14 protein-coding genes are annotated in these 13,836 nt (G+C 67.9%); 1 reads left to right on the top strand and 13 read right to left on the bottom strand.

Annotated features, from left to right (window positions below; genetic code table 11):
- Positions 1-73: 73 nt before the first annotated feature.
- The 4 genes from ilvN to miaA all read right to left on the bottom strand — a co-directional run bounded on the left by ilvN (position 74) and on the right by miaA (position 4,944).
- A complete protein-coding gene (ilvN, locus tag AL072_RS08055) occupies positions 74-583 on the bottom strand; it encodes an acetolactate synthase small subunit (RefSeq protein ID WP_045580771.1) in 510 nt (169 codons plus the stop codon).
- Positions 584-618: 35 nt separating this feature from the next.
- Positions 619-2,382: an acetolactate synthase 3 large subunit gene (locus tag AL072_RS08050; RefSeq protein ID WP_045580772.1), complete on the bottom strand. Its 1,764-nt coding sequence runs from the start codon at positions 2,380-2,382 to the stop codon at positions 619-621.
- A 328-nt stretch (positions 2,383-2,710) separates the two neighbouring features.
- On the bottom strand, positions 2,711-3,877 hold the full coding sequence (locus AL072_RS08045; RefSeq protein WP_045582392.1) for an aminotransferase-like domain-containing protein: 1,167 nt from the start codon (positions 3,875-3,877) through the stop codon (positions 2,711-2,713).
- A 62-nt stretch (positions 3,878-3,939) separates the two neighbouring features.
- The gene (gene miaA / locus AL072_RS08040) at positions 3,940-4,944 is read right to left on the bottom strand and encodes a tRNA (adenosine(37)-N6)-dimethylallyltransferase MiaA (RefSeq protein ID WP_045580773.1); all 1,005 of its coding nucleotides are present in this window, start codon (positions 4,942-4,944) and stop codon (positions 3,940-3,942) included.
- A 157-nt stretch (positions 4,945-5,101) separates the two neighbouring features.
- Between miaA and serB the strand changes: the two genes are divergently transcribed.
- Positions 5,102-6,007, top strand: coding sequence for a phosphoserine phosphatase SerB (gene serB / locus AL072_RS08035; RefSeq protein WP_045580774.1), 906 nt, complete (start codon positions 5,102-5,104; stop codon positions 6,005-6,007).
- 31 nt (positions 6,008-6,038) lie between these two features.
- Here the strand turns inward: serB and AL072_RS08030 are convergent, their stop codons facing one another.
- From AL072_RS08030 to ureC, 9 genes are all read right to left on the bottom strand, one after another.
- Positions 6,039-6,449, bottom strand: a complete 411-nt coding sequence (locus AL072_RS08030; protein WP_045580775.1) for a bacteriohemerythrin — start codon at positions 6,447-6,449, stop codon at positions 6,039-6,041.
- A 199-nt stretch (positions 6,450-6,648) separates the two neighbouring features.
- Positions 6,649-7,434 carry an enoyl-ACP reductase FabI gene (fabI, locus tag AL072_RS08025; RefSeq protein WP_045580776.1) on the bottom strand — a complete coding sequence of 262 codons (786 nt, stop codon included), beginning with the start codon at positions 7,432-7,434 and terminating at the stop codon, positions 6,649-6,651.
- A gap of 319 nt (positions 7,435-7,753) precedes the next feature.
- Positions 7,754-8,203 (bottom strand): YgaP family membrane protein, encoded by a 450-nt coding sequence (locus tag AL072_RS08020; RefSeq protein WP_052709902.1) that lies wholly within the window; start codon positions 8,201-8,203, stop codon positions 7,754-7,756.
- Positions 8,204-8,263: 60 nt separating this feature from the next.
- Complete coding sequence (locus AL072_RS08015) at positions 8,264-9,166, bottom strand: PRC-barrel domain-containing protein (RefSeq protein WP_052709903.1); 903 nt, start codon at positions 9,164-9,166, stop codon at positions 8,264-8,266.
- 95 nt (positions 9,167-9,261) lie between these two features.
- On the bottom strand, positions 9,262-9,906 hold the full coding sequence (ureG, locus tag AL072_RS08010; protein WP_045580777.1) for an urease accessory protein UreG: 645 nt from the start codon (positions 9,904-9,906) through the stop codon (positions 9,262-9,264).
- A complete protein-coding gene (locus tag AL072_RS08005; protein ID WP_425388538.1) occupies positions 9,903-10,649 on the bottom strand; it encodes an urease accessory protein UreF in 747 nt (248 codons plus the stop codon). The genes ureG and AL072_RS08005 overlap by 4 nt, the downstream gene beginning before the upstream one ends.
- Positions 10,633-11,115 carry an urease accessory protein UreE gene (locus AL072_RS08000; protein ID WP_045580779.1) on the bottom strand — a complete coding sequence of 161 codons (483 nt, stop codon included), beginning with the start codon at positions 11,113-11,115 and terminating at the stop codon, positions 10,633-10,635. Before AL072_RS08000 ends, AL072_RS08005 begins: the two co-directional genes overlap by 17 nt.
- A gap of 3 nt (positions 11,116-11,118) precedes the next feature.
- Positions 11,119-11,958 (bottom strand): glutamate racemase, encoded by an 840-nt coding sequence (gene murI / locus AL072_RS07995; protein ID WP_045580780.1) that lies wholly within the window; start codon positions 11,956-11,958, stop codon positions 11,119-11,121.
- A gap of 144 nt (positions 11,959-12,102) precedes the next feature.
- Positions 12,103-13,812, bottom strand: a complete 1,710-nt coding sequence (gene ureC / locus AL072_RS07990; RefSeq protein ID WP_045580781.1) for an urease subunit alpha — start codon at positions 13,810-13,812, stop codon at positions 12,103-12,105.
- Positions 13,813-13,836: the final 24 nt, after the last annotated feature.

Below are 13,836 nucleotides of genomic sequence, written 5' to 3'. Positions count from 1 at the left end.
CAAAATGCAAAGCTTCCTTGCGTTTTTGCCGCCCCGATCTTGCGCAGAATGATTTTCCGCGGCCGAAGGCGCCTCAGAACGCCGCCGGCCCCTTCGACATGGCGACCACGCCGGTACGGCTGGCCTCGACAAGGCCGAGCTGGGTCATCAGACCGACGAAATCGTCGACCTGGCTGGTCGTGCCGGTCAACTCGAAGATGAAGCTGGTCAGCGTGGCATCGACCACCTTGGCCTGAAAGATGTCGGCGAGGCGAAGCGCCTCGATCCGGCGATCACCGGTGCCTGCGACCTTGACCAGCGCCAGTTCGCGTTCCACCGACGGCCCCTCGTCGGTCAGGTCGTGGACGCGGTGGACCGGAACCAGCCGGCCGAGCTGCGCCTTGATCTGCTCGATGATCATCCGGGTGCCGGAGGTGACCAGCGTGATGCGCGACAGGTGGTCGGCGTTGTTCACCTCCGCCACCGTCAGGCTTTCGATGTTGTAGCCACGGCCGGAGAACAGCCCGATCACGCGGGCGAGCACGCCCGGCTCGTTGTCCACCAGCACGGCGATGGTGTGCTTTTCGATCGCGTTGAGATCCATGATTCCCGTCCCTTCGTTCGTTCGTCGTCAACCGGTCAGACCAGCACCATGCCGTCTTCCGGCGTGGCGTCGGACGGGCTGTCGTCCGGACCGAACAGGATCTCGTTGTGGGCCTTGCCACCCGGGATCATGGGGAAGCAGTTCTCCTTCGGATCGACGGCGATGTCGATGATGCAGGGGCGGTCGGTGACGGCCAGCATCTTCTCGATCACCTGATCGACCTCGGCCACGGTGGTGGCGCGCAGACCGACGCAGCCCCAGGCCTCCGCCAGCTTGACGAAGTCGGGCAGCGCTTCCGAATAGCTCTGGGAATAGCGCGAGCCGTGCAGCAGTTCCTGCCACTGGCGCACCATGCCCATATACTGGTTGTTCAGGATGAAGATCTTGACCGGCGCGCGGTACTGCACGGCGGTGCCGATCTCCTGCATGTTCATCAGGAAGCTGGCCTCGCCCGACACGTCGACGACGATGGCGTCCGGGTGGGCCAGCTGGGCGCCGATGGCGGCCGGCAGGCCGTAGCCCATGGTGCCGAGCCCGCCCGAGGTCATCCAGCGGTTCGGCTGGTCGAAGGGCAGGAACTGGGCGGCCCACATCTGGTGCTGGCCGACTTCCGTCGTGATGTAGTGGTCCTTGCCCCGCAGGGCCTCGCGCAGACGCTCCAGCGCGTATTGCGGCTTGATGACCGATTCGGTGCGGTTGTAGTTCAGGCAGTTGCGGGCGCGCCAGCCCTCGATCTTGCCCCACCACTCCTTCAGCGCGGGCTTGTCGACGCTCTTGGCGCGCGCCTTCCAGATGCGCAGCATGTCTTCCAGCACGGCACCGCAGTCGCCGATGATCGCGAGGTCGACCGCCACGTTCTTGTTGATCGAGCTGGGGTCGATGTCGACATGGATCTTCTTGGAGCCCGGCGAGAAGGCCGACAGCTTGCCGGTGACGCGGTCGTCGAAACGGGCGCCGATGTTGATCATGACGTCGCATTCGTACATGGCGAGGTTCGCCTCGTACGTGCCGTGCATGCCGAGCATGCCCAGCCACTGATTGTCGGACGCCGGGAAGGCGCCCAGACCCATCAGGGTGGAGGTGATCGGGAAACCGGTGGTCTTGACGAACTGGGTCAGCAGCTTGGCGGCGAAGGGGCCGGCATTGATGACGCCGCCGCCGGTGTAGAAGACCGGCCGCTTGGCGTTGGCGATCATCTCCACCGCCTCTTCGATGCGGGCGATCTCCGGCTTCACCTGGGGCCGGTAGGTCTTGTGCTTGACCTCCGCCGGCGGGACATATGTGCCGTCGGCAAACTGCACGTCCTTCGGGATGTCGACCAGCACCGGGCCGGGACGGCCGCTGCGCGCGACATAGAAGGCCTCGTGCAGGGTGCGGGCCAGACTGTCGACGTCCTTCACCAGGTAGTTGTGCTTGGTGCAGGGGCGGGTGATGCCGGTGGTGTCGGCCTCCTGGAAGGCGTCGTTGCCGATCAGGTGGGTCGGCACCTGCCCCGACAGGCAGACGAGCGGAATGCTGTCGCACAGCGCATCCAGCAGGCCGGTCACTGCATTCGTGGCACCGGGGCCGGAGGTCACCAGCACGCAGCCGACCTTGCCGGTCGAGCGTGCGTAACCTTCGGCCGCGTGAACCGCGGCCTGTTCATGGCGTACAAGGACATGGCGGAGGTCGTTCTGCTGGAACAGCGCGTCGTAGATGGGAAGTACGGCGCCGCCGGGATAGCCGAAGATGATGTCAACGCCCTGATCCTTCAGGGCCTTGATGACGATCTGGGCGCCGGTCAGCTTCTGTTCGGACATCGCTTACGACCTTCTCATGTGGGCGCCACCTCTAAGGCGCCCGGTTCCTTGGACTTGTCACCAACCCGGATCGAGGGGGATGCCATCGGAACAACGGCTTAGCCCCGATGGCTCAGGCTGGGAGCGGCAAATTAGTCAATTCCCCCGTCACAGGTCAACCCATTTTGCGAATGTTCGCAAAGTTTTTTTGCCGCAGTTTTTCCAATTATTGCGCAATGGCTTTCCGATCACCCCATCCGGCCCGGCTCCGCCGGAAGCGGAAACGGCGGCCGCACCGGAGCGCGGCCGCCGTTTTTCGAGGAGGCGACGGAAGGCGGTTCGGAGACCGTCAGGCGGCGGTCTTCAGCAGCCCGCACAGCCGGCGGATGCCCTCGCGGATCTGGGCCGGCTTGGTGACCGAGAAGGCCAGCCGCAGCGTGTTCTTGCCCGAGCGGTCGGCGTGGAAGGCCGAACCGGGCACGAAGGCGACGTTGGCCTCCTTGATGGCGCGGGCCAGCAATTCCGTGCCGTCGACGCCCTCCGGCGCCTCGACCCAGACGAACAGGCCGCCTTCCGGCTTGGTCCAGGTCACGCCCGGCGGGGCGAACTCCTCCAGCGCGGCCAGCATGGCGTCGCGGCGCTCCTTGTACTGGGTGCGCAGGAGCTTGAGGTGGCTGTCGAAGATCTGCGAGACGACGTCGTGCATGACGATCTGGTTGATCGTGCTGGCATGCAGGTCGGCGGCCTGCTTCATCAGCACCAGCCGGTTCACCACCTCGGGTGCCGCATTGACCCAGCCGACGCGCAGCGCCGGGACCATCGTCTTGGAGAAGGTGCCGCCGAAGATGACGTTGGTCAGCTTGCCGCCGTTGCGCTGGCAGTCCAGCGCCGCCATCAGCGGCAGATGCTCGCCGTCATAGCGCAGTTCGCAATAGGCGGTGTCCTCCACCACCGGCACGCCGGCAGCCTCGCAGGCATCCAGGATCGCTTCGCGGCGGGCCAGCGTCACCGTGGTGCCGTTGGGGTTCTGGAAATCGGGGACGAGATAGAAGAACTTCGGCTTCTGCGCCAGGGCGGCGGTCAGCGCCTCCATCTCCGGCCCTTCCTCGTCCATCGGAATGGAGAGATAGACCGGCTCGTAGGGCGAAAAGGCCTGGAGCGCGCCGAGATAGGTGGGCCGCGTCACCACCACCTTGTCGCCGGGGCCGATCAGCAGCTTGCCGACGAATTCCAGCACCTGCTGCGAACCGTTGGTGACGAGGACGCCGTCCAGCCCGACAGTGACGCCCTTGCCACCCATATAGTCGCAGATCCACTCCCGCAGCGGCGTATAGCCCTCGGTGATGGAATATTGCAGGGCCGAACCGGCGCCGGCATTGGACTGGAAGATCTTCTCGTAGGCCCGCGCAATGGCCGCGCTGGGGAACAGGTCCGGGTCGGGAATGCCGCCGGCGAAGGAGATGATCTCCGGGCGATCGATCAGCTTCAGCAGTTCCCGGATTTCGGACGCCGTCATGCCGCCCACGCGGCCCGCGAACACTTGACCCCAATCAACCGACACGTCGCTTCTCCTTCGGATCAGTAATTTAGTATCGTTCTCAGGCGGTCGAGCATTGCATTTCGTACCGCCTCTGAACAGGGTGAATCGATGGTATGGCAGCTATGCTGTCCTGTATGACTTACCAGCATATCGGGTGCTTTGCCAACCATCTGATGCCGGAACCAGGTGACCTGCCGTTTGGCATAGCGCCGGGTCGATTGCTGGGCCAGGGCGACCGCGTCCTGGAGCGCGATGTCACCGTGCAGGAAGCGGCGCAGCTCAGGAACGCCCAGCGCCTTCAGCACCGGCAGGTCGGGCGCGAGCTCCTGCTCGCGTGCCAGCATGTCCAGCCGCCGCACCTCCTCCAGCGCGCCCTGCTCCATCATCAGCTCGAAGCGCCGGTCGCACTGGGCATAGAGGTCGGCGCGCGGCGGATCGAGCACATGGACGATGAAGCGCAGATCCTCCGGCGCCCCCTGCGGGGTGAGGCTCTGCCAATGCGACAGCGGCCGGCCGGTGGCCTCCAGAACCTCCCACGCGCGGGTGAGGCGGGTGGTGTCGCCGGGGTTCAGCTTGGCCGAGGCCGGATCGCGGACGACCAGTTCGGCACGGAATAGCTCGCCGCCGACGGCGGCCAGACGGGCATGGGCGGCGGCGCGGATGTCGTCCGGGATGGCCGGCACCTCGCTCAGCCCCTGCATCAGCGCGCGCAGGTAGAGGCCGGTGCCGCCGACCACCACCGGCAGCCGGCCGGCGGCCTTGGCCTCCGCGATCTCGGCCAGCGCCATGTCGCGCCAGCGCGCCGCCGACCCGCGCTCCGCCGCCGGCAGCACGCCGTAGAGCCGGTGCGGGGCGCGGGCCAGATCCGCTGCCGGCGGACGGGCCGTCAGCAGGTCGAGATCGCCATAGAGCTGCATGCTGTCGGCATTGATGACGGTGCCGCCGAACGCCTCGGCGATGGCAAGCGCCAGCCCCGACTTGCCCGACGCGGTCGGGCCGCCGATGACGATTACGTTGGTGGAGGGCGTGTCCAGGTCTTCCATCGCCCTTCCATGGGGCCGCGGCGTTCCCTTTGCAACACCCATCCGCAGGCCTGCGCCGAAGCTGCGGCCCAAGCTTCGGGCCAAGCTTCGTTGGACCCGGCTCCCCGCCTGTGGTAGGCAGCGCGCAAAGGCCCTCTTTTCCTCGGGATACCCGCCGATGAACGCCGTCGCCACGCTGATCGCCCCCCGCACCGCCACCTTCGACGAGTCCGCCGTCCAGACCGCCAAGGCGGCGCTGGTGGCGCTCGGCGCGGATGCCGGGGCACCGGATTGGCTGGCACCCGGCACCGCCTGCGACCTGCCCTTCGGCAATCTGGCGCCGGAACAGGCCGAGGCGGCGATCCGCCATGCCCTGGCATCGGCCGGGACCGGCGCGGTGCTGGACATCGTCGCCCAGCCGGCGGCGACGCGGCGCAAGCGGCTGCTGGTCGCCGACATGGAATCGACGATCATCGAGCAGGAGATGCTGGACGAGCTCGGCGACTATGTCGGGTTGAAGGACCACATCGCCGCCATCACCGCCCGCGCCATGAACGGCGAGATCGACTTCAAGGACGCGGTGCGCGAGCGCGTCGCCCTGCTGAAGGGGCTGAAGGAGACGGTGATCGACGAGGTGTGGCAGCGTGCCACCCTGATGCCGGGCGCGGCCCAGCTGGTCGGCACCATGCGTGCCAACGGCGCCGTCTGCGTGCTGGTCTCGGGCGGCTTCCGCTGCTTCACCGGCCGGGTGCGCAGCTGGATCGGTTTCGACGACGACCGCGGCAACGAGCTGGAGGTGGTCGACGGCGTGATGACCGGCAAGGTGATCGAGCCGATCCTCGACAAGGACAGCAAGCTCCAGGCCCTGATGGCCTATGCCGGCGAGCATCGCGTGCCGGTGGCGGAAACCATGGCCGTCGGCGACGGCGCCAACGACCTGCCGATGCTGCTGGCCGCCGGCCTCGGCGTCGCCTTCCACGCCAAGGCGGTGGTGGCCGCCGAGGCCCGCGCCCGTGTCGACCATGGCGACCTGACCGCGCTGCTCTATGCCCAGGGCTACCGCGCGACGGAGTTCGTGAACTGAACCGGGGGCTGAGCCGCTTGCCTGTGCCCCCTCACGCCCAGACACCGCGGACATAGGGCGTCAGCTGGGTGTCCATCAGGATGATGTGGCGGACCAGCCAGTCGGCGGTGAATTTGTAGAGCTTCTCGGCATTCTCGTGCGTCGGTTCGATGGAGAAGCGGTTGGACAGCTCGCTGACCTTCTGGACCGCCGCACGGTGCATGGCGACATGCTCCTCGAATTTCGGATAATGCACGATCTGCATGATCCGTTCTTCGCGGGCGAAATGCTCCTTGGTGTATTCGAGCAGCTTGAGCAGGATCTTGGCGACGCGGACCGGCTGGAACCGCTGAGCGCACAGCGCCGCGTCGAGTTCGTTCAGATACTCGATCAGGTGCTTGTGATCCTCGTCGATGGCCGGCTGGCCGACGCTCAACTGCCGCCGCCATGTGATGGCGCCCATTGCCCTGCGGCCTCCCCCCTTACCGGCTCTTCATTGGTGCCGATTATGGCGGGTGTGGCAGGCTCGCCCAAACAGCCGGGAAGTCACACGGCAATTTGACGCACCCGCCATGGAGGGGACGGGTGAGGCAGCGGGCCGGAACGGAAAGGGGCGGATGCGTCGCCGCACCCGCCCCTTTCCGTTCGGACAATCGCCGGCCTCAGCCGATGATCGAATAGCCGCAGTCGACGTAGGTGGTGTTGCCGGTGATCCCCTTGGCGCCGTCGGTGGCGAGGAAGGCGGTGGTGTAGCCGACCTCTTCGATCGTCACCAGACGGCCTTCGGGCGCACGCTCGGCGGCCTTGTCCATCAGTTCGTCGAAATGCGCGATGCCGGAGGCGGCGCGGGTCTTGATCGGGCCGGGGGAGATGGCGTGGACGCGGATGCCCTTGGGGCCGAGCTCGGACGCCAGGTAGCGCACGCTGGCCTCCAGCGCGGCCTTGACCGGACCCATGACGCCGTAATTGTCGATGACCCGGTTGGCGCCGAAATAGGACATGGTGAACAGCGACCCGCCGTCCTTCATCAGCGGCTCGGCATAGCGCGCCATGCGGATGAAGGAATGGCAGGAAATGTCCATCGCCTGCTGGAAGCCTTCGCGCGAGCAGTCGACGACGCGGCCGTGCAAATCGTCCTTGGGAGCGAAGGCGATGCTGTGGAGCGCGAAGTCGAGCTTGCCCCACTTCTCGCCGATCTTGTCGAAGATCGCCTTCAACTCGCCCTCGCCGGTGACGTCCACCGGTTCGAAGATCTCGGCTTCCAGCTGCTGGGCCAGCGGCTCGACGAACCGCTTGGCCTTCTCGTTCAGATAGCTGACCGCAAGGTCGGCGCCCAGCGCGCGGAAGGCACGGGCGCAGCCCCAGGCGATCGACTGGTCGTTGGCGATGCCGAGGACGAGCCCCTTCTTGCCTTCGAGCGTGGCGGCGGCGGGAATGATCGTGGTCATGGCGGACTGTCCTGCGGTCGATGTGACGGGAGGAGCGGCCGCCGGTGGCGGCCTATCGCCGGGTGGGGGCACACGGCGTTCCTTGTGCAGTGCACCATAGACCAGGCGCGGCGGGCCCGCAACGTGTAATGGGCGCAATCCGCGCATGCGCCTCAATCATCGCGCAGCATTGCCTTGGGCATGTTCAGTAAAAGCTGAGATCCCGGTTGCTCTCGCTTTCAATGATCCATATCAAAACGGCCCGCCGTCGTTGAACGTGAGGGCCGTTTCTTGATGACATTTCTGTTATGGTATCATGCCATCTGCCTGTACCGCGTCCTTACCGGGACACGCCGGGTGAGAAGGAGGGCGGATCGCTGGCCGGGAAGGATTCCTGCGATGCCTCGTCGACAATCTCCTTCTCGCAATCCTGTTCATAGATGTCGCCGGGATGGCGGGAATAGCGGTCGATGCCATGCTCGACGTCCTGTGCCGGAATGTCCGCCCGGCCATCGTGCATCCAGTCGGACAGCATCGATTTGGCCGGGCAGTAGCCGGTCAGTCCGCGTGCCACCAGCGCGCCGCCGGTCAGCGCCATCGCGGCCCCGGTCCAGTTGGGCCGGCGCAGTCCCAGGACCGCCAGCAGCACGCCCCCGGCCAGCGACGCCAGCCTTTCATTGTGGCCGACATTGACGGTGTGGCCGCCGGTGAGATGCATGCGGTCGTCGAGGCTGCGCAGGTTGCGCCGGGCCGTTTCGCCGATGGAGTCGGTTATTGAAGAGAGTTCCATGTCGGTCCTCCTGAATGCGGATCCTGCCGCGGATTCGTCCATGGCCGGATCGTTATCGCGTCACTGTTGGGAAACCGGCGGCTGGGGGCTGTCGTTCCCGGCGGGCGTCTGCTGTGCACCCTGGGACGGGCTCTGCGATGCCCCGCCCTGCCCGGTCGCGGCATCGGCCGGCGCACCGCTGGAGCCGGCGGCACCGCGCGCCTGCTGCAGTTCCCGGTTCAGCCGCGTCACCTCCTGTGACAGGCGCTGCACCTCCTGGCGCAATGCTCCAGCCGCGGAGCCGTTGCCGCCGTCCGCAGCACCGGCGATGGCGGTCAGCGTCGCCGAATCGCGCATCCAATAGGGGGCGACGCCGTAATAGGTGTGAACCGCCATCGCCCACTGGCGGTCGTTCATGTTCGGGCGGTTCTTGTCGTCGAAGCGCGGGGCGTTGGTCAGCGTGTCCTTCGGCACATTCAGGACATAGCCGTCCCCCGCCGGCGCGAACAGCGCCCAGGGCACCGGGAAATCGGCATCGCCGATACCGAGGAAGCCGCCCAGCTCGACCACCGCATAGGCGACGCGGCCGGTGCCGGGGTCGATGATCAGTTCGGAAATGCTGCCCAGATCATTGCCATCCGGGCTGCGCAGCTTGGCGTCCTCGAGATCGTCGGCCGCGATGGCGCGCGGGTGAACGATCGACTCCTGCAAGGCTGCGGCCTCGCCCAGGATGGCTTCGCAGGCGGGGGCGTTGCCCTTCTGCGCGGCGGCCTGGGCGGCCTGCTGCAGGGCGCGGAGCTGGGCGGTTTCCTGGGCGGTGACCGGCGCGGGAGTGCCGGGGCCGGCAGCCTCGAGAGCCGCCGCCTGCTGACCCAGCCGGTCCAACCCGGCCGCGCAATCGTCGGCCGCCATCGCGGGCGCTGCGGCGGTCAGGGAGCCCAGCGCGGCCAGCAGCAGGGCCGTGCCAAGGGTGGGGCGCATCATCGGGGCATCCTCCGGCTTCGATCGTCTGATGCTGCATGAACAGCACAGCCAAGCCGGAGGTTCCCGCGACCGGTCCTCGCGGAGTTGTGAATCCCTCAGCCGGGCAGCGGCAGGCCACCGCGCTGGACGATGAAGGACTGGATGGCGTCCACCCCCTCGCCCGCCTTGACGTTGGCGAAGACGAAGGGCCGGTCGCCGCGCATCTTGCGGGCGTCGCGGTCCATCACCTCCAGGCTGGCCCCGACCATCGGGGCGAGGTCGGTCTTGTTGATGACCAGCAGGTCCGACCGGGTGATGCCCGGCCCGCCCTTGCGCGGGATCTTGTCGCCGGCCGACACGTCGATGACGTAGATCGTGAGGTCCGCCAGCTCCGGCGAGAAGGTGGCCGCGAGGTTGTCGCCGCCCGATTCGATGAAGATCAGGTCGAGGTCGGGGAACTTCGCGTTCATCTGGTCGACGGCGGCGAGGTTGATCGAGGCGTCCTCGCGGATCGCGGTGTGCGGGCAGCCGCCGGTCTCCACGCCCATGATCCGCTCCGGCTTCAGCGCGCCGGAGCGGGTGAGGAACTCCGCATCCTCCTTGGTGTAGATGTCGTTGGTGATCGCCGCGACCTCCCAATCCTCGCGCATGCGCTTGCACAGCGCGTCGGTCAGCGCGGTCTTGCCGGACCCGACGGGGCCGCCGATGCCGACGCGGAGCGGGCCGGTGTGGCTCTTTTCGATAGCGGGGAGAGCGCTCATGAGCGGAACAGCCTCGTATATTGGGTTTCGTGGATCATCGAGGTCCAGTCGACGGCCATCGCCCGGCCGCCGAGATCGTCCAGCGGCGCGGCCAGCGCCGTTTCCGCCGCCCGGTGGGTGATGGGGTCGAGCGCCGCCAGCGCCCGCTGGCCGTCGGTCTGGCCGAGCGGCACCAGCCGCACCCCGGCGGAAACCAGGTTGGCGGCGAAGGCGTGCAGGTAGGCGGTCAGCGCCGGGCCTTCACCGACCCCGATCAGGGCCGAAACCAGCGCCACCGCCACCGCATAGGCCGGAGGCCGGCCGGTGGCAGCGATGACCGCATCCCAGCGCGACAGCCCGTCGAGCGGCCAGGCCGCGCGGATGGCCAGCAGGAAGGCCTGCCCCTGGGCGCGCGATTCGAGCGCCGTCTCGGAAGAGGCGCGCAGGATGTCGGCCCGCTCCACCGCCCAGGCGAAGGCCGCCTCGTCCCCGGCGCGCACCGCGCGATGCGCCGCGGCGAACAGCATGCCGTCGGTCCGCCCGGCGCCATGGCGCAGGATGCCGTCGAGCCAGACGATCAGGGTGGCGCGGTCCCGCACCAGCCCCTGTTCCACCGCCGCCTCGATGCCATGGCTGTAGGAGAAGCCGCCGACCGGGAAGCTGGGCGACAGCCACGCCAGCAGGCGCGTCAGGGCGTGGGTGGAGACGCCCTCCATTCCCCTCTCCCGCTTGGGAAGAGGGGGATCGTCAGTGCGCATGGCCATGCCCACCGCCATGCGAATGCCCGCCATAGGCGCCGCCCTCCGGCATGAAGGGCGCCTCCACGTCGCGCACCTCGGCCCCCAGCCCGCGCAGCATGTCCTCGATCACATGGTCGCGGCGCAGGCGGATGGTGTCGCCGACGATCTGCACCGGCAGGTGACGGTTGCCGAGATGCCAGGCGACCCGCGCGAAGGCCTCCACCGGGCCGGGAACCCGGACCTCCATCAGCGCCTCGGGCGCGGCGACGACACGCAGGAAGCTGCCGTCGCCCAGTTCCAGCCCGTCGCCGTCGTCGAGCGCCACCGCCCGCGGCAGGTCGAGCAGGAAGGCGCCGCCGGCATCGTCGGTCATCGCCATGCGGCGGCGGAAGCGGTCGTCGAAGGCCAGCGTCACGGTGCCGGCGGCGCGTTCGGCCGGCCAATGGCCGCGGGCATGGACCCGGGTGGCGCGGCGGGTGGGATCGGTCATCAGCTACAGCCGTTCGAAGGGGGTCGGGTGGCCGAAGAAGCGGCCGGCCAATTCGCTGACCAGCGGCGCGTCCCCGGTGGTGAAGAAGCGCAGGCCCCGCTCGGTTGCATCGGGGCGGTATTCGGGGTGGCGCTCGAAATACTGCTCAAGCGAGCGGGCGGTCAGGGTCGGCTGGCACAGCACCTCGACCCCCGGCGGCAGCGCGCGTGCGAACAGGTGCGCGACCAGCGGGTAATGGGTGCAGCCCAGCACCACCGCGTCCAGCGGCTGGCCGCCCAGCTTGTCCAGCAGGATGCGGACATAGCGGACGACCGCCGGTTCGATCTCCGCATCCGGCGCGCCGCGCTCGATCAGCGGCACGAGGTCGGGGCAGGCCTGCTGCACGACGCGGACGGCGGGGGCGCGCTTGCCGATCTCCCGCGGGAAGGATCCCGAATTGACCGTCGCCGCGGTGGCGAAGATGCCGACGGTCCGCGGCTCGGCGAGGTGATCGGCCGGGACCGTGTCGATCATCCAGGGAACCCGCGTGATCGCCTCGACCATCGGCACCAGCACGCCCAGCACGTTGCGGCCGGGATATGCGGAGGGCAGCCACTCCTGCTGGAGACGGCGCAGCGCCACCGCGGCGGCGGTGTTGCAGGCGATGACGATCAGCCGGCAGCCCTGGGCGAACAGCCGGTCCATCCCGGCGACGGTCAGCCGGTAGATGTCGTCCTCGCTGCGCGGGCCGTAGGGGGCGGCGGCATGGTCGCCGAGATAGACGAATGGCCGGCCGGGAGCCGCGTCCACCAGGGCGCGCAGCACCGTCAACCCGCCATGTCCTGAATCGAATACACCGATCAACTGATTGAACCCTGCGGATAACCCCTTCTCCCCCCCGGGGAGAAGGTTGGGATGAGGGGGTTCGGCGCAGCCGAAGACAGCCCACGCCACGTGCCCCCACCCTAACCCTCCCCCGCCGGGCGGGGGAGGGGAAGAAAAAACGCCTCAGAACAGGAAATAACGCTGCGCCATCGGCAGGATGTCCGCCGGTTCGCAGGTCAGCAGCTGCCCGTCGGCCCGCACCTCGTAGGTTTCGGGATCGACCTCGATGTGCGGCATCGCGTCGTTGTGGATCATGTCCTTCTTGCCGACGGTGCGGGTGCCCTTGACGGCGATCATCTCGCGGTGCAGGCCGAGCTGGCGGCCGACCTCCAGCTCCAGCGCCTTGGCACTGACGAAGGTGACGCTGCTGGCCTGGATCGCCCGGCCGAAGGCGCCGAACATGTGACGGTAATGGACCGGCTGCGGCGTCGGGATCGAGGCGTTGGGATCGCCCATCAGCGCCGCGGCGATAGTGCCGCATTTCAGCACCATGTCCGGCTTCACCCCGAAGAAGGCCGGCGACCACAGCACCAGATCGGCCAGCTTGCCGACCTCGACCGATCCCACCACATGGCCGATGCCGTGCGACAGCGCCGGGTTGATGGTGTATTTGGCGATGTAGCGCTTGACCCGGAAATTGTCGTTGTCGCCGGTCTCCTGCGGCAGCCGGCCGCGCTGGAGCTTCATCTTGTGCGCGGTCTGCCAGGTGCGGATGACGACCTCGCCCAGCCGGCCCATCGCCTGGCTGTCCGAGGAGATCATCGAGAACACGCCCAGATCGTGCAGGATGTCCTCGGCCGCGATGGTCTCGCGCCGGATGCGGCTTTCGGCGAAGGCGACGTCTTCCGGGATGCGGGCGCTGAGGTGATGGCACACCATCAGCATGTCGAGATGCTCGTCCACCGTGTTGATGGTGAAGGGCCGGGTCGGGTTGGTCGAGCTGGGCAGCACGTTGGCCAGCCCCGCCACCCGGATGATGTCCGGCGCATGGCCGCCGCCGGCCCCCTCGGTGTGGAAGGTGTGGATGGTGCGGCCCTTGAACGCCGCGATGGTGTCCTCGACGAAGCCGGATTCGTTCAGCGTGTCGGTGTGGATCGCCACCTGGACGTCCAACTGGTCGGCGACCGACAGGCAGGTGTCGATGGCGTCGGGCGTGGTGCCCCAATCCTCGTGCAGCTTCAGGCCACAGGCGCCGGCGGCGACCTGCTCGATCAACGCGTCGGGACGGCTGCTGTTGCCCTTGCCGAAGAAGCCCAGGTTGATCGGCAGCCCCTCGGCGGCCTGGAGCATCCGCTCCATGTGCCACGGCCCCGGCGTGCAGGTGGTGGCCGCGGTGCCGGCCGCCGGCCCGGTGCCGCCGCCCAGCATGGTGGTGACGCCGCTGTTCAGCGCCTCGTCGACCTGCTGCGGGCAGATGAAATGGATGTGGGCGTCGATGCCGCCGGCGGTGACGATCTTGCCCTCGCCGGCGATCACCTCGGTGCCAGGACCGACGATGATGGTGACGCCAGGCTGGACGTCGGGGTTGCCGGCCTTGCCGATGGCGGCGATGCGCCCGCCGGTGATGCCGATGTCGGCCTTGACGATGCCCCAATGGTCGATGATCAGCGCGTTGGTGATGACGGTGTCGACCGCCCCCTGGTGGCGCGAGCGCTGGGACTGGCCCATGCCGTCGCGGATCACCTTGCCGCCGCCGAACTTCACCTCCTCGCCATAGACGGTGTGGTCACGCTCGACCTCGACGATCAGGTCGGTGTCGGCCAGCCGGACGCGGTCGCCGGTGGTGGGACCGTAGAGGGCCGCGTATTCGGCCCGGTCGATGCGGTAGGACATGCTGGTTCGCCCCATTTCCGGCCC

The sequence above is a fragment of the Azospirillum thiophilum genome (assembly GCF_001305595.1).
GTDB classification, from domain to species: Bacteria; Pseudomonadota; Alphaproteobacteria; order Azospirillales; family Azospirillaceae; genus Azospirillum; species Azospirillum thiophilum.
The sequence above is the reverse complement of the archived record's forward strand: the minus strand, read 5'-3'. Positions and strand labels throughout refer to the sequence as shown.

Excerpts from the sequence above, each read along its gene's own strand:
- ilvN (WP_045580771.1), bottom strand. The coding sequence starts at position 583 with ATGGATCTCAACGCGATCGAAAAGCACACCATCGCCGTGCTGGTGGAC.
- AL072_RS08050 (WP_045580772.1), bottom strand. The coding sequence starts at position 2,382 with ATGTCCGAACAGAAGCTGACCGGCGCCCAGATCGTCATCAAGGCCCTG.
- AL072_RS08045 (WP_045582392.1), bottom strand. The coding sequence starts at position 3,877 with ATGACGGCGTCCGAAATCCGGGAACTGCTGAAGCTGATCGATCGCCCG.
- miaA (WP_045580773.1), bottom strand. The coding sequence starts at position 4,944 with ATGGAAGACCTGGACACGCCCTCCACCAACGTAATCGTCATCGGCGGC.
- serB (WP_045580774.1), top strand. The coding sequence starts at position 5,102 with ATGAACGCCGTCGCCACGCTGATCGCCCCCCGCACCGCCACCTTCGAC.
- AL072_RS08030 (WP_045580775.1), bottom strand. The coding sequence starts at position 6,449 with ATGGGCGCCATCACATGGCGGCGGCAGTTGAGCGTCGGCCAGCCGGCC.
- fabI (WP_045580776.1), bottom strand. The coding sequence starts at position 7,434 with ATGACCACGATCATTCCCGCCGCCGCCACGCTCGAAGGCAAGAAGGGG.
- AL072_RS08020 (WP_052709902.1), bottom strand. The coding sequence starts at position 8,203 with ATGGAACTCTCTTCAATAACCGACTCCATCGGCGAAACGGCCCGGCGC.
- AL072_RS08015 (WP_052709903.1), bottom strand. The coding sequence starts at position 9,166 with ATGATGCGCCCCACCCTTGGCACGGCCCTGCTGCTGGCCGCGCTGGGC.
- ureG (WP_045580777.1), bottom strand. The coding sequence starts at position 9,906 with ATGAGCGCTCTCCCCGCTATCGAAAAGAGCCACACCGGCCCGCTCCGC.
- AL072_RS08005 (WP_425388538.1), bottom strand. The coding sequence starts at position 10,649 with ATGGCCATGCGCACTGACGATCCCCCTCTTCCCAAGCGGGAGAGGGGA.
- AL072_RS08000 (WP_045580779.1), bottom strand. The coding sequence starts at position 11,115 with ATGACCGATCCCACCCGCCGCGCCACCCGGGTCCATGCCCGCGGCCAT.
- ureC (WP_045580781.1), bottom strand. The coding sequence starts at position 13,812 with ATGTCCTACCGCATCGACCGGGCCGAATACGCGGCCCTCTACGGTCCC.